Here is a 21033-nt window from a genome sequence, read left to right as displayed (position 1 = left end):
TCCGGCGCGCGGCGTGCGACGTGCGGTCGGGCGGCTGGACGCATTGGTCAGGCGGCGGGACGTACGGGCGGCCGGACGTACGGTCAGGCGGCCAGCGGGTTGAGAGTCAGGGGCTGGATCCTGCCCTCCAGCATGGCGCCCAGGCCCTGGACGGCGCAGATGTCGGGCCGGTCGGCGATGTGCACGGGCATGCCGGTCGCCTGCCGCAGCATCTGGTCGAGCCCCGGCAGCAGCGCGCTGCCGCCGACCATCATGATCCCGCGGTCGGCGAGGTCGGCCACCAGATCGGGCGGGCAGTCCCGCAGCACCTTGCCGATGCCGTCGAGAACGGCGGTCAGCGGAGTCTGGATGGCGTCCCGTACGGCGGCCGTGTCGACCAGCACGGACCGCGCGAGCCCGGTCGCCACGTCCCGCCCCTGGATCTCGGTGGAGGAGGGCCCGTGCGGGGTGAGGCCGTTGCCGGACAGGGCCAGTTGCAGGGGCCGTACGGACTGACTCGGCAGCATCAACGCGTGCTCGTGCCGCAGATGCTGCACGATCGCGCGGTCGACGGCCTCACCGCCCACCGGGACCCTCTCGGCGGTCACGATGTTCCCCAGCGACAGCACGGCGATCTGGGTGGCGGCGGCCCCGCACACCATGATCATGGATGCCTCGGGCTGCTCCACGGGCAGCCCGCACCCCACCGCGGCGGCGACGAGCGTGTCGACCAGCTCGACCCGCCGGGCCCCCAGCCCCACCAGCGTCTCGACGGCCGCGCGCTGGGCCAGCGGATCCGCGTCGTGCGGGGTGCAGGCGGCGGCCCGCAGCCGGGGCTTGCGGCGCAGGCTGCGGCGGAGCTTCTCGCCGAGCAGATGCCGCAGCATGCGCTGGGCCATCTCGATGTCGACGACGGTACCGCCGGAGACGGGCCGCACGACACGGATGTACGCGGGCGTGCGCCCCGTCATCTTCTCGGCGAGCTCACCGACCGCGATCAGCGAGCCGGTCCGGGTGTTCATGGCGGCGGCGCTGGGCTGGTCCACCACCAGCCCGGCGCCCTTGACGTACACACGGGTCCTGGCCGCTCCCAGGTCGACGGCGAAGTGGCAGCGGCGCAGTTGGTCCAGACTGACAGTCATGGCCACGTCCTCCCGAGAGCGCGGACCGTGGGGGCCGCCGGGCGACGGCACCGTGGGGGCGGGGCCGCCGGGCGGCGGTCCTCCTTTGCATCGTGCGGGAGGCGGGGCGGTGGGCGCCTTCTGGAGGGGGCCGGGTGGGGTGCGGCCGAATGGGGGTAGTTGTCGGCGACACCTGATGCGAGGCTTGACTCAGGGGTGACTCTGCGCCGCACTCCCGGTGCGCACCGGCTCGTTCAGCCACGCGCGCGGCAGTACGAAGGCCCAGGAGATCATCCGCGCGGTGGGGATGCGGCGGCGGCGCCGACGATCCCCCGTACGACCCCCAGCTCCACCAGATCCTGCGGGCGTACCCGGAGCTGGTCCGCCGTCGGCCGCACCTGGTCGGCCGGGCGTTTGAGTATCGCGGCGGCGAGCTCCGGGGCGATGACGGAGAAGTAGCTGTCCGGCGTGGCCCAGGTGTTGCCGGGTGCGGCCAGCGCGAGGGCCCCGCCGGAGCCGCCCTCGCCGATCACCAGCGTGGTCAGCGGCGTACGGGCGGTGGCGACCGTGGTGAACAGCTCCGCGATCGAGGCGCCCGCGCCCTGCCGCTCGGCCTCGGCGTCGTTGGCGGCGCCCGGTGTGTCCACCAAGGTCAGGACGGGGATGGACAGGGACTCCGCCAGGCGGATCAGACGGGTGGCCGTGCGGTACCCGGCGGGGCGGGTCGCGGTGCCCGCCTGGGCGGCGTACGCGACCGTACGGCCGTCGTGGGTGCCGAAGCCGCACAACATGCCGTCGTCGGAGCCGCCGCAGCGGTCGCCGCTGATGGCGGCCCGGCGGGTGAAGTACGCGTCCAGGTAGGCCCGGGCGCGGGGACGCCCCGGGTCCCGGGCGCCCCGTACGGCGTCCCAGCCGGTGGCGGGGAGGTCCGTCGGGCCCAGCGCGCCGGGTACGGGCGCGGGCTCGGTCGACGGTGCCGTCAGCAGCCCCAGCCACAGGGCCACCGCCTCCCGCAGCTCCTCCGGTCGTACGACCGCGTCGACCGCGCCCGCCGCCAACTGCGCCTCGGCCGTGTAGGCCGCCGGGTCCGCGTCCGGCGGGCGCACTCTGGAGCCCGCGAAACCCACCTGGGCGCCCGCCAGGGCCAGCACCACGTCGGCGCCCGCGCCCAGCGTGGCCCAGCCGCCGCCGGTCGTCGGGTCACGCAGGACCGCGAGCTGGGGCAGCCCGGCCGCGCGGGTGAGCGCCGACTGCCGGGCCACGCGCTGGAGCTGGGTCAGCGCGAGCATGCCCTCCTGCATACGGCTGCCGCCCGTCGCGACGAGCGAGACGACCGGCAGCCGGTGCTCACGGGCGTACGCGTACGCCGACTCCAGCAGGTCGCCCGTACGCGCGCCGAGGGAGCCGCCGAGGAAACCGAACTCGAACACGATCAGCACGGCCGGGGTGCCGCCGACGGTCGCGCGCCCGCAGACCACGGACTCCTCCTCGCCGGTGCGGGCGGCTGCGCGGGCGCGCGAGGCGTCGTAACCCGCCCACTCCAGCGGGCCGTCCGGCGTGGACTCCCTTGGCGGCGAGGGGAGTTCGGTGAAGGTGGAGTCGTCGGTGACGAGGGCGAGGGCCTCCCGCGCGGTGGCGCGCTCAGGCATCGCCCAGCGCCCGCTTCATGATCTTCCCCATGTCGTTGCGGGGCAGGGCGTCGAGGTGGCGTACGACGCGCGGGCGCTTGTGCGGGGCCAGCCGCCGGGCCACGTGGTCGGCCAACTCCTCGATGCCGGGCGGGGCCTGGGGATCCACCGGGACGATCCAGGCGACGATCCGCTCACCGAGATCCTCGTCGGGCTCCCCGGTGACGGCGGCCTCCCGCACGCCCGGGTGTTCGAGCAGCGCGTTCTCGATCTCACCCGCCCCGATCTTGTACCCACCGCTCTTGATCAGATCGGTGGCTTTCCTGCCCACGATGCGCACGTAGCCGTCGGTCTCGCGCACCGCCATGTCGCCGGTACGGAACCAGCCGTCGGCGGTGAAGGCGGCGGCGGTGGCGTCGGGCCGGTTGAGGTACTCGGTGAACAGGTTCGGCCCACGGACCTGGATCTCGCCGACCGTCTCCCCGTCGTACGCGGTGATGGCCGTGCCGTCCTCCTCCACGAGCCGCAGCTCCACACCGGGCAGCGGCACGCCCACCGTCCCCGCACGCGGCTCCCCGTCCGCGCGCACGCTCGTGTTCATCAGCGTCTCCGTCATCCCGTACCGCTCGATGACCCGGCGGCCGGTCGCGGCGGCGATCCGCTCGTGGTCGTGCACGGGCAGCGCGGCCGAACCCGAGACGAGCAGCCGGGCCCCGCCCAGCGCCTTGGCCAGCTCGGGGTCGCGGGGCAGGGCCTCGGCGACGCGGTGGTACATCGTGGGCACACCGAACAGCATGGTCGCCCCGTCGCCCAGCTCGTGCGCCACACCGTCCGTGTCGAAGCGCCCCAGGTGCCGCACGGAGCCGCCGCGCCGCAGCGGGCCGAGGACGCCCAGCACCAGGCCGTGCACATGGAAGAGCGGCAGCCCGTGCACGAGCACGTCCTCCCCGGTCCACTGCCAGGCGTCCGCGAGGGCGTCGAGCGTGGCGGCGACGGCGCGGCGGGGGATGACGGCGCCCTTGGGCGGGCCGGTGGTCCCGGAGGTGTAGACGACGAGGGCGGGGCTCTCGTCGTCCACCTCGGCGGGCGCGAACGCTCCCGTGCCGCGCACGTCGACATCGATGCGCTCCAACTCGCCCACCGACGAGGGAAGTTCATCGCCGGGGGCGGACAGCACCAGCGACGGCGCACTGTCCGCGAGGATGTGCCCCAGCTCGCCCTCCCCGGACTTCGGATTGAGCGGGACGAAGGGCACGCCGGCGGTCAGCGCGGCCACCGCCGCGACGGCGGTCTCCAGGGAGGGCGTGGCCCACACGGCCACCCTGCCCCGCCCGCCGATCCGCCCGGCGAGCGCGCCCGCCGCCGCGGCCAGCTCCGCGTAGGTCAGGGCCCGCTCACCGAAGCGCAGGGCGGGCCGCCGCCCGGCCGAGGGCTCGGTCAGGGCCGGAAAGAGGGAGGACACGCGGGGACTCCTTGCGTCGGGCGGACGTACGGACATCACCACCGTTCCTACACCAGGGCGGGCGAAAACCCGCCGCCACGGTGACGGAGACCTCACCCGGCCCCGGCCGGCGGCAGCCTGCGCACCCCCACGACCGTGCTCAGATCCCTGGCCAGCCGCAATTCGGTGGCCCGGAGGGCCGGATGCTCCAGCCAGTGCAGGCGGGCCGTGTCGGGGACGCCGTCGTGGAGCGGCGGCCAGCCGGGCGCAGGGGTGAAGTCGTCGATGACGACCGTGCCGTCGGGGGCGAGGAGGCGGGTGACGTCCGCGGCCAGGTCGCCAGGGGCCTTGCCCTGGCCGCCGCCGTCCAGGACCAGTAGGTCGTACGGACCCCGCTCCTCGATCCGGCGCCAGTCGCCGTGGAGGATCTCGACCTCGGGACGGTCGGCGAACACCTCGGTGGCCACTCGGGCCCGCTCGGCATCCCGCTCCACGCTGACCAGCCGTACGCCCTCCCGCACCCCCGACGCCAGCCATGCCAGGCCCACGCCGCACCCCGTGCCCGTCTCACCGACGATCCCCGCGGCTCCGCCCGCCAGCGTGTGCAGCAGGCGGCCCTGTTCGGGGCGGCAGGAGTGGGCGAAGCCGTGGCGGCGGGCGGCGGCGACGGCCCGTTCGACGAGCGAGGGTAGGGGGCCCGCGGAATCGTATGCGTCAGTTCCCGTGAGAGACATGCGGACGATCGTCCCGGACCGGGACGATCGTCCGGCAGCCGATGTCCCTACACCGACCGCACCAGCGTTCGCCGCTCCCTCTCCGCCTCCACCACGTCCGCCACCACACAGCTCACGTTGTCCGGCCCGCCGGCCGCGTTCGCCGCGCCCACCAGGGCGTGCACCGCCTCGTCCGGTGCGGGGGCCGAGGCGAGCGTGGCGCGGATCTCCTCGTCCGGCACGACCCCGGACAGGCCGTCGGAGCACAGCAGGTAACGGTCGCCCTGCCGCGCGTCGTGCAGCCGCAGATCGGGCACGTCGGAGCCGTTGCCGCCCGGCAGCGCCTTCAGCAGCAGCGCCCGCTGGGGGTGGGCCACGGCCTCCTCCGCCGTCAGCCGGCCCTCGTCGATCAGCGACTGGACGACCGTGTGGTCGTGCGTGATCCGGAACAGCTCACCGTCACGCAGCAGATAGGCGCGGGAATCGCCTATGTGCACGAGGGCGAGCTGGGAGCCCGTCCACACCGCCGCGGTGAGGGTGGTGCCGGTCCCGGCGTCCGCCCCGGCCGCGTCCCGGACCGCCTCCGTGGCGCCCTGCACCGCGTCCTCCAGCAGATTGAGCACGCTGCCCGCCGGCAGCGGCTCCCGGTCCAGGTACCGCAGCGCCTCGACCGCCGCCGCGCTCGCCGACGCGCCCCCGGCGCCGCAGCCGTCGGCCACGGCGAGGACACGGGCGCCCGCGTACGCCGAGTCCTGGTTGGCGGGCCGGACGAGCCCGCGGTCGGAGAGGGCGGAATAGCGCAGTTCCAGCATGGTGGTGTCCTTCCTCGATGGATGCGATGGATGCGATGGATGCGATGGATGCGACAGGTGGTCCACGAGGAACGTCGCCAGCTCGCGGCGCGCCGCCGTCTCGGCCTCGACCCGCGCCCAGTACGCGCGGATCTCCCGGGCGGCGCCCGCGCCGTCCAGCGCGCACACCTGCCGGATGCGGGCCAGCGGCATCCCGAGGCGCCGCAGCCACGCCACCAGGCGCGCCCGCTCCAGCTGCTCGACGGCGTAATAGCGGTAGCCGGTCTCCGGGTCGACCCGGGCCGGGCGCAGCAGATCCAGTTCGTCGTAGAGCCGCAGCGCCTTCGGCGACAGCCGGCACGCCTTCGCGAAGGCCCCGATCGTCAGCATCTCCACCGCCCGCATCCCTGCCCTTCCGGCCGTTCCTCGTCCTGTCTGCCACCGATGCTGTGGCTTCACCGAAGGTGAAGGTCAACAGGGGTTGTCCTGGTTCCAGGCGCGGTTGTCAGCCTGCGCGCAGGAACCACCGTGCGAACAGGAGTTCAGTCGTGCCCGCACCCCCCGCCGCCCGAGTCGCGCTCGTCACCTGCCGCCCGGGGCCGGAGGTCGCGGTCGACCGCGACCTAGCGGGGCTCGTGGAGGAGCTGAGGACGGCCGGGGCCGAGGCCGATGGAAGGTCACGCGGCTGGCCAATCCCGCGGACGTCGTGCGCTGGAACGCCGACAAGCGCTACCTAGGGGACCTGGCCGCCGCGGGGGTCCCGGTCGTGCCCACGCGGTACCTTGCTCCGGGCGACCCCGCCGACCTGCCCGACGACCGCGAGTACGTCGTGAAGCCCACCTCGGGCGCGGGCGCCCGGTTCGCCGCCCGCTACACGCCTGCGGAACACGACACCGCCGTACGGCAGCTCGCGCGGATGCACGCGGAAGGGTTCGCCGCGATGGTGCCGCTGTATATGCGGGGCATAGACACCAACGGGGAACGGGCGCCGCAGTTCTTCGGCGGGCGGCTCCTGCACGCCAGCCGCAAGGGCGCCGTCCTGGCGCCCGGCACGGCGTACGACGAGCGGAAGGTGGCCCACCCCGGCCTCGAACCCTGGACCCCGACGTCGGCCGAACTCGCCGTCGCCGAGCGCGCTCTGGCCGCCGTACCGGGAGCGCCGGAGCTCCTCTACGCCCGTGTCGACCTCGTGGACGGCGCGGACGACGGGCCGTGTGTGATGGAGCTCGAGCTGGTCGAGCCGAACCTGTTCCTGGATCTGCACCCGGCGTCGGTGTCACGGGTGGTGGAGACGATCCTGGCCGCCGCTCGCCGGTAAACCATCCGAACCCGACTGGAGCCGCCCGGAGGCCGGCCGACCGTAACCGACCGGAGGCCGGCCGTACCGGCAGGCCTCCGGGATTCCACCTCGCCGGCTCAGCTCCCGGCGCAGTAGGTCATCAGCGTGTCGTGGTTGGCCTTGAACTGGTCGTAGATCGCCGAGTTGTCGATCTTCAGCAGCGTTTCGTCGTTGGCCCGCAGCGCGGAGTAGGTGTAGTTGTGGCTTCCGGTCCACACCAGCTTGCGGTTGGCGACCCCGTCGTACGTTCCCTGGATCAGCAGGTACTTGGAGTGCACCCCGATCTTGTAGGTGCCGTCGGGGCTGTTCTCGTAGCACTCCACCCGCTTGGTCAGCTTGCCGTAGAGGGTGTCCGTCACGGTCTGGCTCATGGAACCGGGCCCGCCGTCGGCCGCCAGGTAGACCGAGCACCCCGAGTTCACCAGGCTGACCAGCTTCTGGGCGACCTCGTCGCGGCTGAAGAGGTTCATGCCCACGCGGATCTGGGTGCCTCCGGAACAACTGACGTTGTCCAGGATCAGTTTGACGGTGTCGGTGCTCGCGTCGTTGTTCCAGGTCGTGCCGGACGCCTCGTGGCGGGGGAAGAAGTACGCCTTGTACGGGCCGGTGGCGCTGGTGGGGGTCTTGTAGTAGTTGTCGGAGCCCGACGAGGAGGAACCGTAGGACAGCAGGTCCGAGAAGTACGACTGGTAGATGCCGTACAGACCGGAATCCGGGATCGTCACGGCGTTGTTGAAGTAGGTGGTGCGCTGTGAGGTGGTCATGTTGTGCGAGGTCTGCACCACCACGTTGCTCGCGCCGCCCACGTTGGAGAACAGCCAGAACTTGTTGTGGTTGATCGCCGGATCGCCGGAGGTGAGTTCCCGGTCACCGATGCAGCCGCGCGCGCTGGGGCAGGCCATCACCCATGACGACTGGGTGCGGTCGGTGCCCAGGCCGTTGGTCAGGGTGTTGTACTGGCCTCCGGCCATGGTGACGGTGGTGTTGTCCACGATGAGGCGGACCTTGACGCCTCGCGCCTTCGCGTTGACCAGCGCCTGGGCGGCCGTGCCGTCGGTGAACGTGTAGGCCGCGGCCGTGATCGACTCCCCGGCAGGGGTGGCGTCGATCAGGCTGACGATGTAGTCGCGGATCCGGTTCTGGTCGGCGGTGGTGCCTGACGGGTCGTTGAAGACGGCCGAGGTGCTGACCGTCACGTCGGCGTGGGCCGGGGTGGAGAGGGCCAGGGCGGATACGGGGAGAAGGGCAGTCGCAAGGACCGCTCTCCAAGCCTTCGTCCATGTCTTCGTCAGTCGACGCACAGAGGATCCCTTCGCGTGGGGGCGGGTGGGTGGCCGATCTTGGGCCGGACGTGAGCCTATGTCAGCAGCCCCGTAAGGACAGCCCCTAAAAGCGGACCCTCTGCAGCAACCCCCACGTGAACTCAGCCACACACTCGTGCCGCACGCCCGACGCGTCCGGCGCGGTGAACGCCAGACCCCAGCGCGTGGGGGCCGTGCCTTCCAGGGGACGGGCGGGGGCGAAGGCGCGGGCCACCTCGTCGACCGTGCAGGACCAGGGGGTCAGGTCCTCCAGCGTCTCCAGCTCGGGTGCGGGCGCACCGGGCGCCCGCACCAGCCACTCGTTCCACACCACACCGTTGGGCGCCACCAGCACCTCGAAGCGCAGATCCGGCCAGAGCGGGACCGGCCAGCACAGGGCGTCGCAGGTCAGGTCGCCGATCCGGCGGGGCGTCGCCGACTCGGGCTCGCCCAGGACCGATCGGTAGCGGGAAGCCGCTGAGCGGGAACGCGGGGCATGCAGCATGGCCTGCCAACGGCGGTTCGCCTCGCGCATCTCGGCGACCGAGACGCCCAGTTCGCGGCGGGCGCCCTCGACGAGGTCCGGATGGTGGTCGGCCATGCGGCGCAGCAGGACCAGTTGGAAGTCAAGGGGAGTGAAGGGGCCGGTGGGGCGCTTCGCGGGCGGCATGCGGTCCATCCTGGCGCACGGCGGCGGCACCGGGGCGGCGGCCGTCCGGCAGGAACAGCACCGAGTTCACGTACCGCGGGCCCCGGAACGGCAGTACCCGGCGCAGCAGTCCGTGCGTGGCGACGTACGACACCCTCGCCTGGTGGGCCTCCAGGATCCGTGGGTTCAGCGGGAGCCAGGAGCGGGAGGGCAGGACCCACCCCGCGTAGCCGAGGTCCCCGAGGAAGTCGACGACCGGGGCGATCGGCTGGATACGCGACTCCAGTTCGATGAAGAGGGCGGGGCGGTCGCGCGTGAGGATGCTCTTGGCGCCGCGCAGGACCGCCAGTTCGTTGCCGTCCACGTCGATCTTGACGAAGCCGACGTCGCGCAGCCCGAGCCCGTCGAGGGTGACACAGGGCACCTCCAGGGCACGGGCGTGGATGTCCCGGCGGACCAGCGAGGACACGCCCCGGTCGCCCGCGTCGTCCGGCGGCAGCCACAGCCGGGCGGTGCCCCGGCGGTCGGAGGCCGCGGCCGGGATCACGCGGACGTTCGCCGGGGCCATCGCGGTCAGCAGCCGCGCCAGGTGGGGGACCGGTTCGACGGTCACCACCCGGCGCGCCCGTCTCGCCAGGCGGCGTGTCCACGGGCCGTACCAGCCGCCGACGTCCACCGCCGTGCCGCAGTCCGGCGGGCACAGGTCGGCGAGGCGGGCCAGCTCCGGCTCGAAGCGCGGGTACAGCAGCCGGGCGGTCGCCGCCACCAGTCGGGTGGGCAGGAACGGGGCGAGGCGTGCGGCGGGCGTCGTCATGGCGCCATCCGCTTCAGCAGCCGCTCGTGCTCGTCCTCGCTCACCTGCTCGCCGGAGGTGGGCAGCAGCTGGGGTATCCCGTCGACGATCGGGTAACGGCGGTGCAGGCGCGGGTTGTAGAGGGCCTCGGGGGTGTCCGCGTCCTTGTCGCCTTCGTCGAGAAGCAGGTGCAGCGGGCCCTTGTCCAGGGGGCAGGCCAGGATCTTCAGCAGTGGGTCGTCGAGGTTCACGGAGGAGTCAACTCCTTGGCGGGTACGGGGGGTCGGGGTGGCGCGGTGTCGTGCTTCGGCATCGCCAGCAGGACCGTGACCGCGAGGCCCGTGCCCGCCAGGCGCAGGGCGAGCCGCACCGGCTCGTGGGGCAGCGCCTCACCGAACGAGAGCGTGCCGAGCACCGCCGTGAACAGACACGTCACCGTCGTGCACACCGGCACGATCAGCGAGGCCCGGCAGCGCTGCAACGCCGCCTGCGACATGACCAGGCCGAAGGCGCCGGTGAAGAGAAGGAGGTAGGGGTACGGCGAGCGGAGCAGACCGAGGACGGCGTCCACCGGTCCGCTCGTCGTCAGGTATCCGGACACCCCCTTGATGGCGAGCGAGCTGACCCCGTACAGCAGCCCCACCGCCACGCCGTACTCGACGCCGGTCGTCGGCAGCCGGTGCCGGTGGCGGGCGCGGCGCTCCGCGGAGCCGTACAGCCATACGCCGAGCGCCAGCGACGGCACGCAGACGGTGAGGATCAACGGGTACGGGGCGTCGCGGCTCACGGTGTCGGAGCCCTCCCGCAGCGACAGCACCACCATCAGCAGGGCGAGGAGGATGGCGCCGAGCGCGTACCGTTCCCGGCCGGTCGTCTCCTCGCCGAGCAGCCGCGCCGACAACAGCACCAGCAGCACCAGGCCGGATACGAAGATGCCCTGCGCGGCGGCGATCGGCAGCGTGCGGTAGACGGCGAGCTGCGCCCCGAAACCGGCGGCGAGCGCCAGCGAACCCCCGATCCACAGGGGGCTGCCCAGGACCAGGCGCAGGAGCCGGGCCGGGCGGCGGAAGTCCACCTCCGGCAGCGCCGCGAGCGCCTTCTTCTCCAGGACGAACCCGGAGCTGTACAGGACGTTCGCCAGCAGGGCCGCGGCCACTCCCCACCACATGCGCTAGGTCCTTCGCGCGTGCAGCAGGAGGATGGAGGCCGCCGATGGTACGGCGCAGGCCAGGCGGTCCAGCGGGCGCAGCGGACGCGGTACGCCGTGGAAGGGCGCGCCCCGCAACCGTACGACGTCGAAGCCGGCCGCGGCGACGAACTCCCGCAGGGCGCGGGCGGTGGAGAGCCGCAGGTGGCCGACGACCTCCCTGCCGGGGCGGCCGTGGATCGCGCGCAGGCTCACCTCCGAGAAGACGGGCTGCACACCGGCCAGCAGCAGGGCGCGGTTGTACCAGGCGGCGAGGTTCGGGGTGGAGAGCATGAGGTGGCCCCCCGGGCGCAGCACGCGGCGGATCTCGTCCAGGGCGGAGTCCGGGTCGACGAGATGCTCGATGACCTCGCTGAACAGGACCGCGTCGGCGGAGCCTGTGCCGAACGGCAGCCCGCCGTCGGTGAGTTCGCCGCGGACCGTGTACGGCAGCCGGGTGCGCGCCCGTCTGAGGGCGTCCTGGGACCAGTCGACGCCGACGATGCGGTGACCGGCGAGGAACGGGGCGGCCGTGGCGGCCGCAGTGCCGTCCCCGCAGCCGATGTCCAGGACGGTCTTCGCGCCACCCGTGGCGGCCGGGCCGAGGGCGGCGGCCAGCATGCGGGCCTGACGCAGGCTGCGGGGGGTGCCGGAGGCGACGGGGACGGACGGGTCCTCGTAGAAGTCGCGGAGGTCGCGGCGGCGGGCCGGTGTGGTCGTCGTCATGCTGTGCCTGCCTCCGTGGTGTGCAGGTAGTGCTCGAACAGGTCGCGGAGGTGGGCGCCGTCGCCGTGGCTGAGCAGATCGTGGGACCAGCGCAGGGCGAGGTGCAGGCGGCCCGCGGTGGAGGCGGTGGTGACCGTGAGGCCGCGGGGCATGCGGGCGGGCGCCGAGAACCAGACAGCGTGGGCGCGGCCGGCCTCGTCGCCGAAGTCCAGGGGGTAGGGGACGCGGCCGATGTTGCTGAGCAGGGTGGTCGAGGTCCAGGGGGTGGCGGCACGGCGGAGCGCGCGGGTGAGGGCGGCGCGCCAGGCCACGGGGGCCCACGGGGTGGCCAGGAGGGCCGCTCCGTGGCCCAGTTGGGGGCGGGGGAGGGACTTGAGGGCGCGGGTTCGCTGTGCGGTGCGGTGGAGGAGGGCGGGGAGGTCGTGGTCCGCCAGCTCGGCCGGGCTGAAGGGCACTTCGACCAGGCGTGTGCCGTTGCCGATGGGCATAGTGGTGTCGCGGGGGCGGTCGTCGACGGGCATGGTGATGCGGAGGGGGCGGTGGGGGCGGGTGCCGTGTTCCTTGTTCCAGTGGGCGATGGTCAGGGCCGTGGTGACCATGAGCTGGTCGTTCACGGTGTAGGGGGCGGATTTCGGGCGGTGGGGGAGGGGGAGTTCGGTGACGAGGAGGCCGTTGCCGGGGGAGGACTCCGGGGTTCCCGGGGCTACTCGGGCCGGAGGGGCCCAGGGGGACGGGGTGTCCGGGGGCAACTGTGCGGTTTCCGGCGTGCGTACGGGGGGAGCGGTGGGTGAGTTGTCCTTGCCGCCGTACAGCTCCGCTGCGGTGGCGAGGATGCGGAGGCAGGCGGGGCCGTCCAGGGCTGTGTGGTTGATGGTGAGGAGGAGGACGGTGCCGGTGTTGTGGGGGTGCCCGGGGGTGGGGGTGCCCGGGGGGTGGTTCCGCCACTCGGCGGTTCGAGGTGCCGCAGCGCCCACCCGTGCCGCCCCAGCGGCACGACTGCCCGCAGCGAGGTCGGCACGACTGCCCGCAGCGAGGTCGGCGCGACTGCCCGCAGCTACCTCGGTTACCACCTCCAGGCGTATCGGTGGGGACAGGGTCAGTGGTGGGGCCTGGGACAGGGCCCTCGTCCTGGCGTCCCGTAGGGCGCTCTTGCCCGGAGGCGGGAAAGTCACCACCTCCACCTCCGGGTCCGGCGTCAGTTCCCATTCGTAGCGGCGGCTGTACCAGTGGCCCGGTGCCTCGCGCATCAGGATGCGGGGGTGGCGGTGCAGGGCCTCCAGGAACGCGTTGCGCAGGCGGGACGGGTCGAGGCGGCCGGGGAGGTGGACCTCGATGTGGACCGTCTCCGGTTCCTCCTCCTGGACGCAGTGCCGGGACACCTCGTCCACCACCGGGAACGGGATCCGCTGCGGGCGGCGGCGCACCGGGTGTTCCACCGTGGTCATGTCGTACCGTCCTTCCCCTTCTCCACACCCGGGCCGCGCGCCGAGATCGTGTTGCCCGCGGCTTGCTCGGCCCCGCCGGTTCCCAGTGGGCTCGCTCCCGGCTGCCTACGCGGCAGCGGCTCCGTCGGGGCCTCCGATGGCCCTTCGACCGCGCCCTCACCCACCAGCCCCGCAGGCTCCCGCACGCTCACCAGTGCGGCGAACAGCCCGATCAGCGCGAGCAGTTGGGCTGCGGGCCCGAACGCTCCCTCGCTCGCCGCCGGAGGCGTCCCCGCTCCCGTCGCCGTCGCGATCCCCGCCCCGGCGAGTGCCACGAACGCGATCGGGACGAGCAACGCGTGGCGCTTCCAGGCCACTAGTGCCAGCAAGGGGACAAGGAGGGCCAGGGGGCCCGCGATCACGGCGCCGACCAGCGTCAGCGCCACCGCGCCGAGCCACACCCCGGCACCCGGCGGCATCGGCATCGGCTCGTCGGGGTTCGGTGAGCGGCGTCGCCACAGGACGAAGAAGGCCAGTACGGCCACGCCGACCCCGCCGCCGATCAGCCCGGCCTCGTACGTCGTCGCGGGCGCGTACGACAGCTCGACCGTGCCGCCCGCGCCGTCCGGGAGCCGCCAGCCCTGCTGCCAGCCGTCGAGCCGTACCGGTGTGAGCTTCTCGCCGTTCAGCGTGGCTTGCCAGCCCTTGTTGTAGTTCTCGTACGTCGTCAGGTACGAGGCCACGCCCGAGCCGACCGTCACCTCGCGGCGGTCGCCCAGCCAGTCGACGACCCGCAGGTCGCGGCCCGCGGTCCCCGGCTCGGTGACCGCTCCCCGCGTCAGCGTCACGTCCGTCACCGTCAGCGGTCCGGCGTCGCCCGCCTCCACCCGATGCGTGCCCGAGCCGAGGTCGACGGACGGGTCCGCCCGGTTCTGCCGGCAGAGCGTCAGGTCCACCTTCCGGCGCCCCACCAGGTCCCGTACCGTCCCCTTCGCGCTCGTCGCGTACAGCTTTCCGTCGATCGCCAGCGTCGGGCCCTGACCGCACGGCAGCGAGAACTTCCTTGTCGGGAGCGGCTGTGGGGTGCGATACCGGTCAAGCGCCGGGATGTACGCCTCCGTCAGGCCGACCGGCAGGCTCAGGTTCTCGTTCGCGACCGGGTTGTGGACGGTCACCGGGGCCGTTTCCACCACCGTGATGTCCAGGTGGTTCGTGGTGATCGGATCGAAGCGGACCCAGCCGTTCTCGTCGACGCCGGCGATCGCCGCGCCGTCCGGCGAGCTGATCTCGACCTTTGTCGGGCGGCTGGACAGACCACCCGCCGGGGCGAGCACGATCGAACTCACCGGCTGTTTGTCGGGCCAGTCGAGGTGGATCGTCGGCCGGTTCCCGGCGATCCACGCCGTGGTCAGGTCACCGTCGGTGAGGTTGCGCGCCGAGAGGCCGGTGCCCAGCTTCGCCGTGGAGTCCGCCGTCGCCGTGATGCGGCTCTTCTGGTCGGGCGCCACCCGGTACAGCAGCTTGTCCAGTGCCTCACCCGCGATCGGCGCCGCGCTCGCCTTCACCTCGTACGTCCCCGCCGCCGACACCGTGAAGCGCCGGTGCAGGCCCGCCTCCGTGCCCGTAGGGGAGAGCCCGGTGGGGTCGGAGGCGCGGTGCAGCGAGACGATCTCGGCACTCGCGCCGGAGTCGTCCGCGTCCGTGGGGAGCCGGAGGAGCCGGGTGACCTGGACGCCGGGGATCCTGATCTCCGAGAAGCCCGCGCCCGTCAGGCCGGCCTTGCGCTCCACCGAGTCGAGGATGGTGATCTTCAGCCAACTCGTCGCTCCTGGGCGGGCCTTGACGCTCTGCGTCATGCCGTCGGGCCGGAGCGGGCTGGTGACCGACCCTGTCTCCGTCTCCACCCGGATCCGGGTGGCCGCCGCGCGCACCGCGTCCTGCGGCAGCGGGGTCACCTTGAACGACGACGGCATGTCCACGGACCCCGTGAACGCGATCCGCAGCCACTGCCCGTCCGCCGAGCCGGGCGCGCCCTCCGCCCAGGCGGTGTCCGGGTTGCCGTCGAAGGCGTTCACCGGGTCGTACTGCGGCAGGTGGAAGAGCCAGTTGCCGCTGGAGGACGCCGTCACCGAGCGGGCGCCGCGCAGTTCCGCGACCGTCTGGTGGTCGAGGCCCTTCGTCGGCAGGATCTGATGCGGCTGCTCACCCGGGTCCTGGGCGGCGTCCGGGGCGTTCTTCTCCTCGCGTGTGTACGTGTACGACGTGTTGGCGTCGACCAGGCCGAAGCGGGTGTCGGCGCGGCGCAGTCCGTCGCCCACCACCTGCACCGGCGATGTGCCCAGGCCCGGGGTGTTGTCGCCGGTGAGCACGGCGGCGCGGCCCCGCATCGTCGGGTCGGCGGCGAGCGGCAGCAGCGCCTCGGGGCCGCCGGAGACGACGGCGGTGTCGGCGACCGGCATCAAGCGGGCCTGACCGGGCCTGAGCACGTCCTCGCTCACCGGTTCGTAGATCTCCACGGCCCGCTGGCGCGGGTAGAGGCCCTCGACCTGCAAGGGGGTGTCGTTCGCGATCCGCCCGCCCGTCATGACGGGGCCGAAACCGGTCACGCGCCGGTAGCCGGACTGCTCCAGGGTGCGTTTCACGGTCGTGGTCGGTACGTAACCGATCTGGTCGGGGTCGAGGTCGTTGCGTACGACGACGTAGTACAGCCCGGCCCGGCTGAGGTAGTCGGCGAGGCCCGGGACCTCGCCGCCCGTCATCAACGCCTGCTCGACCGCGTCCATCGCGCGCCGGTTGCCGGCGGTGCCGAAGGGGACGTAGTCCCGCTGTGCCCAGCGGGAGTCGGCGAGCACGTCGAGGGGCTGGTCGATGGGGGAGCCCCAGGTGTAGATGCCGTGCGCGGTCGCCGGGACGACGAGGGCGCGGGAGTCGGGGGAGTACTTCTTCAGCCAGTCGGCCGTGGTCTGCCAGTACTCGGGCAGTCGCTGGAACGAACCCTGCTGGAGGATCGAGCCGTTGAGGTACGGCCAGGCGAGCCCGGGTACGACGAGGATCGCGGCGATCAGCGGGGCGAAACGGCGGCCCCGGACCGGACGGGCACCGCGGGTCTCGGCGGCGATGCCCACGAGGTGGGCGAGGCCGAGGACCAGCGCGAGCGCGAGCCCCGGCTGGAACTTGTAGACGTTGCGGAAGGGGGACAGCCAGCCGTCCAGCCAGTCCTGGACCGTGCCGTGGAAGGGGGCGCCGAACGCGCCGCCGTACCCGGCCAGCGTGACGAGCGCGACCACCAGCACGGTCAGCACCAGCCAGCGCCGCTCCGGCATGTCCCGTCTCGCCAGACCCGCGAGGCCAAGACCCGCCGCGAGCGCCGAGCAGACGATCACGATCACCGAGGACGCCACGGTCCAGCCAGCCGGTAGCCAGGCCTCGCCGAAGTGCAGGTACGCCACCCAGTTCCCGGCGCCCCGCAGGGACTCCGTGGCTGACATGGTGTCCGTCGTGGTCCGCGCGCTCTCCACGTAGGGGAGGAAGTTCTCGCCGTAGAGGCCGAGCAGCAGCAGCGGGACCACCCACCACGCCGTCGCCAGGACCACGCCGAGCACCCACCAGCCGATCAGCTTGCGCCGGCGGGGGCCGCGCGGGCGGGAGAGGAGGTAGAGGCCGACGGGGAGCAGGGACGCGAGGGTCGAGGCCGCGTTGACCCCGCCCATGAACGGCACGACCAGCGCCGAGCGGAAGGCGGCGACGCGGGCGCTGTGGCGCTCGTTCGTCAGCGGCAGCAGCACCCAGGGCAGGAAGGCGCCCGGCAGCGCGGCGGCCGACGTCGAGCCGACGACGATCGTGAACACCGGCCACAGCGCGTACGCCACGGCGCCGAGCAGCCGGGACGCGGACGTGCCTGCGCGCAGTCGCTCGGCCAGCCTGAGCGCGCCCCAGAAGGCGATGGCGACGACGATCGACATCCACAGCCGCTCGGCGAGCCAGAGCGGCAGGTGGATCAGCTTGGCGAGCGCGTAGTACGGCAGCATCGGCCAGAGGTAGCCGGTGTACTGGTCCTGGAGGCCGCCGAAGCCGCCCCGGTCGTGCCACAACTGGCCGAGGTCGGACAGGAACTGCCACGGGTCGACGGTGACCCCGAGCTTGGTGTCGAAGGTCTGCCGTCCCGGGTGCACGGCCAGGAACAGCACGAACACCACGGCCCAGAACCCCAGCAGCCAGCGACGCGACCTCGGGCCCTCCGGTGGGCCCGAGGTCGCCTCGGTGGTGCGGAAGGCTGCCGGAGGAGGGGCCTGGACCGTGGTCGTCATGGGGGACACCGCCGGAGGATGAGAAGGAGGTTCCAGGTGGCGAACTCGCGCAGTCCCGGCGCCTTCGCGACGGCGGACGCGAGGAACGGCCAGTAGCGGGAGCGCGCCGAGACGACCGTGACGTCGTCGCGGGCGCGCACCTGCCGCAGGGTGGGTCCGATGTGCACGGCGAAGAGGTTCTCGCCGAGGGTGTGCTTGGCGGGCTTCCCGGTACGACGGTGGTAGCGGGCCCGGGCCCGTTCGGCGCCCAGGTAGTGCCAGGGCGCCCACTCGTGACCGCCCCACGGGGAGAGCCAGTTGGTGAACGACACGTAGATCAGGCCGCCGGGGCGGGTCACCCGGACCAGCTCGCTGAGGAAGGTCTGCGGGTCGGCGACGTGCTCCAGCACATTGGAGGAGAAGGCGATGTCGGCGATCCCGTCCGCCAGGGGCAGCAGATAGCCGTCGGCGATCACCGCCCCGGCGGGCGGCTTCGGTCCGAGCTCCTGTACGTCCGGCTCGAAGAGGTACGCGTGCGCGCCGCGCCGTCGGAACTCGGCGGTGAAGTAGCCGCCCCCGCCGCCCACATCCACGACCGTGCGCTCCCGCACCGGGCCGTCGTACGCCTCCACCTGATCGGCGGCGTCCCGCGCGAGGAGTGAGTAGCAGGCGACGGGATCGTCCTGCTCACGCCGGAAGGCACGGAAGAGGGCGAGGGAGCGGCGGATGGAGGGGTCCTTCAGACCCGTACCGACCTTCGGGCTTGTGCCCGGGCTGGTTTCAGGGCTTGTGCCCGCGCCGGTTCCCGGGTCTGTGCCCGTGCTGGTTTCCGGGCTTGTGCCCGCGCCGGTTCCCGAGTCTGCGCCCGCGCCGGTCCCCGGGCTTGCGCCCGCGCCTGTTGCTGGGCCGGTGCCCGTCTGCGGGCCTGCGCCCGTGCCGGTCCCCGGCCTCGTGCAGGTCCCCGAACCCGTGCCGGTCCCCGGCCTCGTGCCGGTCCCCGAACCCGTGCCGGTCCCCGAACCCGTGCCGGTCCCCGAACCCGTGCCGGTGCCCGAACCCGCGCCGGCCACCGCCCCCGGATCCGCCCCCGCACCAGTCGGCCCCGTCATGGTGCCCAGCCCCTCACCGCCTCCGTCGCCACCGCTCTGAACTGGCGGACCGTGCGGTTCCAGCGGTAGCGGGCCGCGTGGTCGCGGGCTGCCTTGCCCATCAGACGGCGGCGGTCGTTGCTCAGTGCGAGGGTGCACCAGGCCGCCGCGAAGGACGATTCGCCGTGCGCCAGCACGCCCGTCTCGCCGTCCGTGACGGAGTCGCGCAGGCCGGGCACGTCGAAGGCGATCGCCGGGGTCTCGCGCACCGCCGCCTCCGTCACCACCAGGCCCCAGCCCTCGACCGCGGAGGGGTGCAGCAGGATCCAGGCGGCGCACAGCAGCCGGTGCTTCTCGGGTTCGGAGACGTGGCCCGTGAACTCCACGCCGGGACCGGCCAGGTGCTGCAGGCGCTCCCGCTCGGGTCCGTCGCCGACGATCACCAGGCGGCCGCCGGTGACCGGACGGACCCGCTCCCACAGCCGCAGCAGCAGATCGATCCGTTTGTACTCGACGAGCCGGCCCATCGCCACGAACAGCGGCTCGGGAGACTTCGCGGCCAGCGGTCCCGGCTCCTCGACGCCGTTGTGCACCACCCGGATGCGGTCTCGCTCGACGCCGATCGCGCCCAGCGCGTGGGCCGTCGACGGGGAGACGGCGACCAGCAGGTTGTCGCGCTGTGCGCCCGCCAGAGCCCAGTGTTCCAGTCTTCGGCCGATCCGCGCCGCCGGTGCCAGCGGACCGCCGAACCGCATCCGCCACAGGTCCGTGTGAACGTGGTTGACCAGGCACAGCGTCGGGCCGTGGTGCCACAGCGGGGCCAGGTACGGCATGCCGTTGCACACCTCGACCAGCAGGTCGCAGTCGCCGACCTGGCGGTGGAGCGCCGGCCGGGCGCGCAGATAGTGGCCCAGGTCGCCGCCCGCCGAGACGACCCGGTAGTCGCGATACGCCGCCGGGCCACCGCACAGCAGGGTGACCTGGTGGCCGAGGCCCGTGAGGCCGTCGGCGAGGCGGTCCACGAGCAGTTCGGAGCCGCCCGCCGCCGGGTTGCCGAGATCACGGCGGGCGAGGAAGACGATGCGGCGCGGTTGTGGGGGGAGCGCCTGGGGGTGTTGCAGCGCGCGCGGGAGGGCGGAGGCGCGCAGCGAGGACGGCACGTGCTGGGGCATGCGTGCTCCAACTCGTCTCGGGGTGCGGAACTCAGCGTGGGGGAGGGGCGGGCGCGATACGGATCGCCGTCCGGCCGGTGCGCGCGGTGCGGGCGACGGCCGGGTGCGGGAAGCGGCCGGTGCCCGCGGTGCGCGATCGGTCGGTACGGATGGTGCGAGGGGTCGGTCCGTGGTGCGTGATCCGTACGGTGTGCGCGGTGCGGTCTCGTGTGGGGGGCCTGAGCTCGTCTCGTCATGCTGGTACTGGGCAGGTTGTGCTCGGGTGGGGGTGGACAGTTTTCGCCCGGCGGTCGGCCCGGGGCTACTCACCGAGGTGACAATTTCCGGGCCTTTTCGAGCTGACGCCGCATCACATCGTGAGCCCGGGCGGGGATGTTTCGGGCATCTGCGGATCCCGTCGCCCTCGTACCACCCAGACGACCCCCGCGGCGGCGAGCACGAATCCGGCCACAGCGGACCCGACCGGCAACGTCCGCCCCACCAGGCGCAGTTGACCGCTCTCCTGCTTCGCCTGCCTGACCTGGTCCTTCTGTGTGGCGGTGGTGAAGGCGATCTTCCGGCTGTCCAGGAGAACCACCGCGTCCTTCGTCGAACCGGGTGCGCGCAGCGTGCGACGGGGACCGACCTGGGCGTAGAGCACCCGGCCGGTGCGCTGGTCGACGACGAGCTCGATGCCGTGGTTGGAGTACCACTCCTCGGCCGGCACCTGAGCGGCGGCGGGCCGGCCGACCAGGGCGCCGGGCACCAGCCGGGTGCCGACCTTGGCCGGGGCGACCGTGCCGCCGAAGAGGTAACCCGTGTACCCCTGGACCTTCTTGGTGCCGCGGTAGCTCAACGTCACCGTCGAGCCGAGGGAGTCGTCCCACCACTGATAGGCGTGTTTTCGCACGTCGAAGGGGAACTTCAGATACGCGTCGCCCTCGTGGTACGGCTTCTCCTGGCAGCAGTGCACGGGCTTGTTGCTCGACCGGTCCGTCACCCAGCGTCCCGGTGTGAACTCCAGCGCGTCGTGTGGGTCGGCGGCCGGCAGGGACTTGTCGGTGTCGACCGTGGTGGTCACGTCCCACACCGCGTTTCCGCTGCGCTCGCTGTCGGCGACGTTCCCGCGCACCCGCTGGGTCACGGTGATCTTCTGACCGGGCACGGTGTCGACCTTGTCGGTGTCGAAGACGCTGCCCGTGCCGGTGTAGACGGCGGTCGTGTCGATGTCGATCGGATTGACGGCGGCCCGTGGCGCCACGTACCACGCGAGCAGTGGGGCCAGGACCAGCAGGAAGGTGCCGAGACCCAGCAGGACCAGGGAGAACGGTGAGACTCTACGGCGCATCCGGGCACTCCAGGGGCGTGGAAGGGCTCGACTCACGAGGTGGTGCGGGTGGGTCGACACCAAGGGGGA

16 protein-coding genes and 1 pseudogene are annotated in these 21033 nt (G+C 73.0%); 1 reads left to right on the top strand and 16 read right to left on the bottom strand.

Annotated features, from left to right (window positions below; translation table 11 throughout):
- Positions 1-83: 83 nt before the first annotated feature.
- From Q2K21_RS28435 to Q2K21_RS28415, 5 genes are all read right to left on the bottom strand, one after another.
- Positions 84-1121: a rod shape-determining protein gene (locus Q2K21_RS28435; RefSeq protein WP_310776457.1), complete on the bottom strand. Its 1038-nt coding sequence runs from the start codon at positions 1119-1121 to the stop codon at positions 84-86.
- Between the two features lie 269 nt (positions 1122-1390).
- Positions 1391-2749 (bottom strand): carboxyl transferase domain-containing protein, encoded by a 1359-nt coding sequence (locus tag Q2K21_RS28430; RefSeq protein ID WP_310776455.1) that lies wholly within the window; start codon positions 2747-2749, stop codon positions 1391-1393.
- The gene (locus tag Q2K21_RS28425) at positions 2742-4190 is read right to left on the bottom strand and encodes an acyl-CoA synthetase (protein ID WP_310776453.1); all 1449 of its coding nucleotides are present in this window, start codon (positions 4188-4190) and stop codon (positions 2742-2744) included. Before Q2K21_RS28425 ends, Q2K21_RS28430 begins: the two co-directional genes overlap by 8 nt.
- A 92-nt stretch (positions 4191-4282) precedes the next feature.
- Complete coding sequence (locus tag Q2K21_RS28420; protein ID WP_310776451.1) at positions 4283-4903, bottom strand: O-methyltransferase; 621 nt, start codon at positions 4901-4903, stop codon at positions 4283-4285.
- Positions 4904-4950: 47 nt separating this feature from the next.
- Positions 4951-6069 carry a MerR family transcriptional regulator gene (locus Q2K21_RS28415; RefSeq protein WP_310776449.1) on the bottom strand — a complete coding sequence of 373 codons (1119 nt, stop codon included), beginning with the start codon at positions 6067-6069 and terminating at the stop codon, positions 4951-4953.
- A gap of 152 nt (positions 6070-6221) precedes the next feature.
- Here Q2K21_RS28415 and Q2K21_RS28410 point away from each other — a divergent pair.
- A pseudogene (locus tag Q2K21_RS28410) lies at positions 6222-6991 on the top strand (hypothetical protein).
- 98 nt (positions 6992-7089) lie between these two features.
- On the opposite strand, the gene Q2K21_RS28405 reads toward Q2K21_RS28410, so the two are convergent.
- The 11 genes from Q2K21_RS28405 to Q2K21_RS28355 all read right to left on the bottom strand — a co-directional run bounded on the left by Q2K21_RS28405 (position 7090) and on the right by Q2K21_RS28355 (position 20964).
- Positions 7090-8208, bottom strand: coding sequence for a phospholipase D-like domain-containing protein (locus Q2K21_RS28405; protein WP_310776447.1), 1119 nt, complete (start codon positions 8206-8208; stop codon positions 7090-7092).
- A gap of 190 nt (positions 8209-8398) precedes the next feature.
- Positions 8399-8992, bottom strand: coding sequence for a hypothetical protein (locus tag Q2K21_RS28400; protein WP_386276135.1), 594 nt, complete (start codon positions 8990-8992; stop codon positions 8399-8401).
- The gene (locus Q2K21_RS28395; RefSeq protein WP_310776443.1) at positions 8940-9776 is read right to left on the bottom strand and encodes an FkbM family methyltransferase; all 837 of its coding nucleotides are present in this window, start codon (positions 9774-9776) and stop codon (positions 8940-8942) included. Before Q2K21_RS28395 ends, Q2K21_RS28400 begins: the two co-directional genes overlap by 53 nt.
- The gene (locus tag Q2K21_RS28390; protein WP_310776441.1) at positions 9773-10006 is read right to left on the bottom strand and encodes a Trm112 family protein; all 234 of its coding nucleotides are present in this window, start codon (positions 10004-10006) and stop codon (positions 9773-9775) included. Before Q2K21_RS28390 ends, Q2K21_RS28395 begins: the two co-directional genes overlap by 4 nt.
- Entirely contained in the window at positions 10003-10911 is a 909-nt protein-coding gene (locus Q2K21_RS28385) for a hypothetical protein (protein WP_310781292.1), read from the bottom strand. The genes Q2K21_RS28390 and Q2K21_RS28385 overlap by 4 nt, the downstream gene beginning before the upstream one ends.
- Positions 10912-10926: 15 nt before the next feature.
- Entirely contained in the window at positions 10927-11667 is a 741-nt protein-coding gene (locus tag Q2K21_RS28380; protein WP_310776440.1) for a class I SAM-dependent methyltransferase, read from the bottom strand.
- On the bottom strand, positions 11664-13112 hold the full coding sequence (locus Q2K21_RS28375; RefSeq protein ID WP_310776437.1) for a condensation protein: 1449 nt from the start codon (positions 13110-13112) through the stop codon (positions 11664-11666). The genes Q2K21_RS28380 and Q2K21_RS28375 overlap by 4 nt, the downstream gene beginning before the upstream one ends.
- On the bottom strand, positions 13109-17398 hold the full coding sequence (locus Q2K21_RS28370; protein ID WP_310776434.1) for an alpha-(1->3)-arabinofuranosyltransferase: 4290 nt from the start codon (positions 17396-17398) through the stop codon (positions 13109-13111). The genes Q2K21_RS28375 and Q2K21_RS28370 overlap by 4 nt, the downstream gene beginning before the upstream one ends.
- Entirely contained in the window at positions 17395-18120 is a 726-nt protein-coding gene (locus tag Q2K21_RS28365) for a class I SAM-dependent methyltransferase (protein ID WP_310781289.1), read from the bottom strand. Before Q2K21_RS28365 ends, Q2K21_RS28370 begins: the two co-directional genes overlap by 4 nt.
- A gap of 362 nt (positions 18121-18482) precedes the next feature.
- Entirely contained in the window at positions 18483-19637 is a 1155-nt protein-coding gene (locus Q2K21_RS28360) for a glycosyltransferase family 4 protein (RefSeq protein ID WP_310776432.1), read from the bottom strand.
- 349 nt (positions 19638-19986) lie between these two features.
- Positions 19987-20964, bottom strand: a complete 978-nt coding sequence (locus Q2K21_RS28355; RefSeq protein ID WP_310776430.1) for a cell envelope lipid trafficking protein PgfA — start codon at positions 20962-20964, stop codon at positions 19987-19989.
- Between the last annotated feature and the right edge of the window lie 69 nt (positions 20965-21033).

The sequence above is a fragment of the Streptomyces sp. CGMCC 4.7035 genome (assembly GCF_031583065.1).
GTDB classification, from domain to species: domain Bacteria; phylum Actinomycetota; class Actinomycetes; order Streptomycetales; family Streptomycetaceae; genus Streptomyces; species Streptomyces yaanensis.
Note: the sequence above shows the minus strand (reverse complement) of the source record. Positions and strands in the feature narration are given on the sequence as shown.

Bases quoted from the DNA above. Each gene is read 5' to 3' on its own strand.
- Q2K21_RS28435 (WP_310776457.1), bottom strand. From the start codon at position 1,121: ATGACTGTCAGTCTGGACCAACTGCGCCGCTGCCACTTCGCCGTCGAC.
- Q2K21_RS28360 (WP_310776432.1), bottom strand. From the start codon at position 19,637: ATGCCCCAGCACGTGCCGTCCTCGCTGCGCGCCTCCGCCCTCCCGCGC.
- Q2K21_RS28375 (WP_310776437.1), bottom strand. From the start codon at position 13,112: ATGACCACGGTGGAACACCCGGTGCGCCGCCGCCCGCAGCGGATCCCG.
- Q2K21_RS28355 (WP_310776430.1), bottom strand. From the start codon at position 20,964: ATGCGCCGTAGAGTCTCACCGTTCTCCCTGGTCCTGCTGGGTCTCGGC.
- Q2K21_RS28370 (WP_310776434.1), bottom strand. From the start codon at position 17,398: ATGACGACCACGGTCCAGGCCCCTCCTCCGGCAGCCTTCCGCACCACC.
- Q2K21_RS28395 (WP_310776443.1), bottom strand. From the start codon at position 9,776: ATGACGACGCCCGCCGCACGCCTCGCCCCGTTCCTGCCCACCCGACTG.
- Q2K21_RS28400 (WP_386276135.1), bottom strand. From the start codon at position 8,992: ATGGACCGCATGCCGCCCGCGAAGCGCCCCACCGGCCCCTTCACTCCC.
- Q2K21_RS28430 (WP_310776455.1), bottom strand. From the start codon at position 2,749: ATGCCTGAGCGCGCCACCGCGCGGGAGGCCCTCGCCCTCGTCACCGAC.
- Q2K21_RS28420 (WP_310776451.1), bottom strand. From the start codon at position 4,903: ATGTCTCTCACGGGAACTGACGCATACGATTCCGCGGGCCCCCTACCC.
- Q2K21_RS28380 (WP_310776440.1), bottom strand. From the start codon at position 11,667: ATGACGACGACCACACCGGCCCGCCGCCGCGACCTCCGCGACTTCTAC.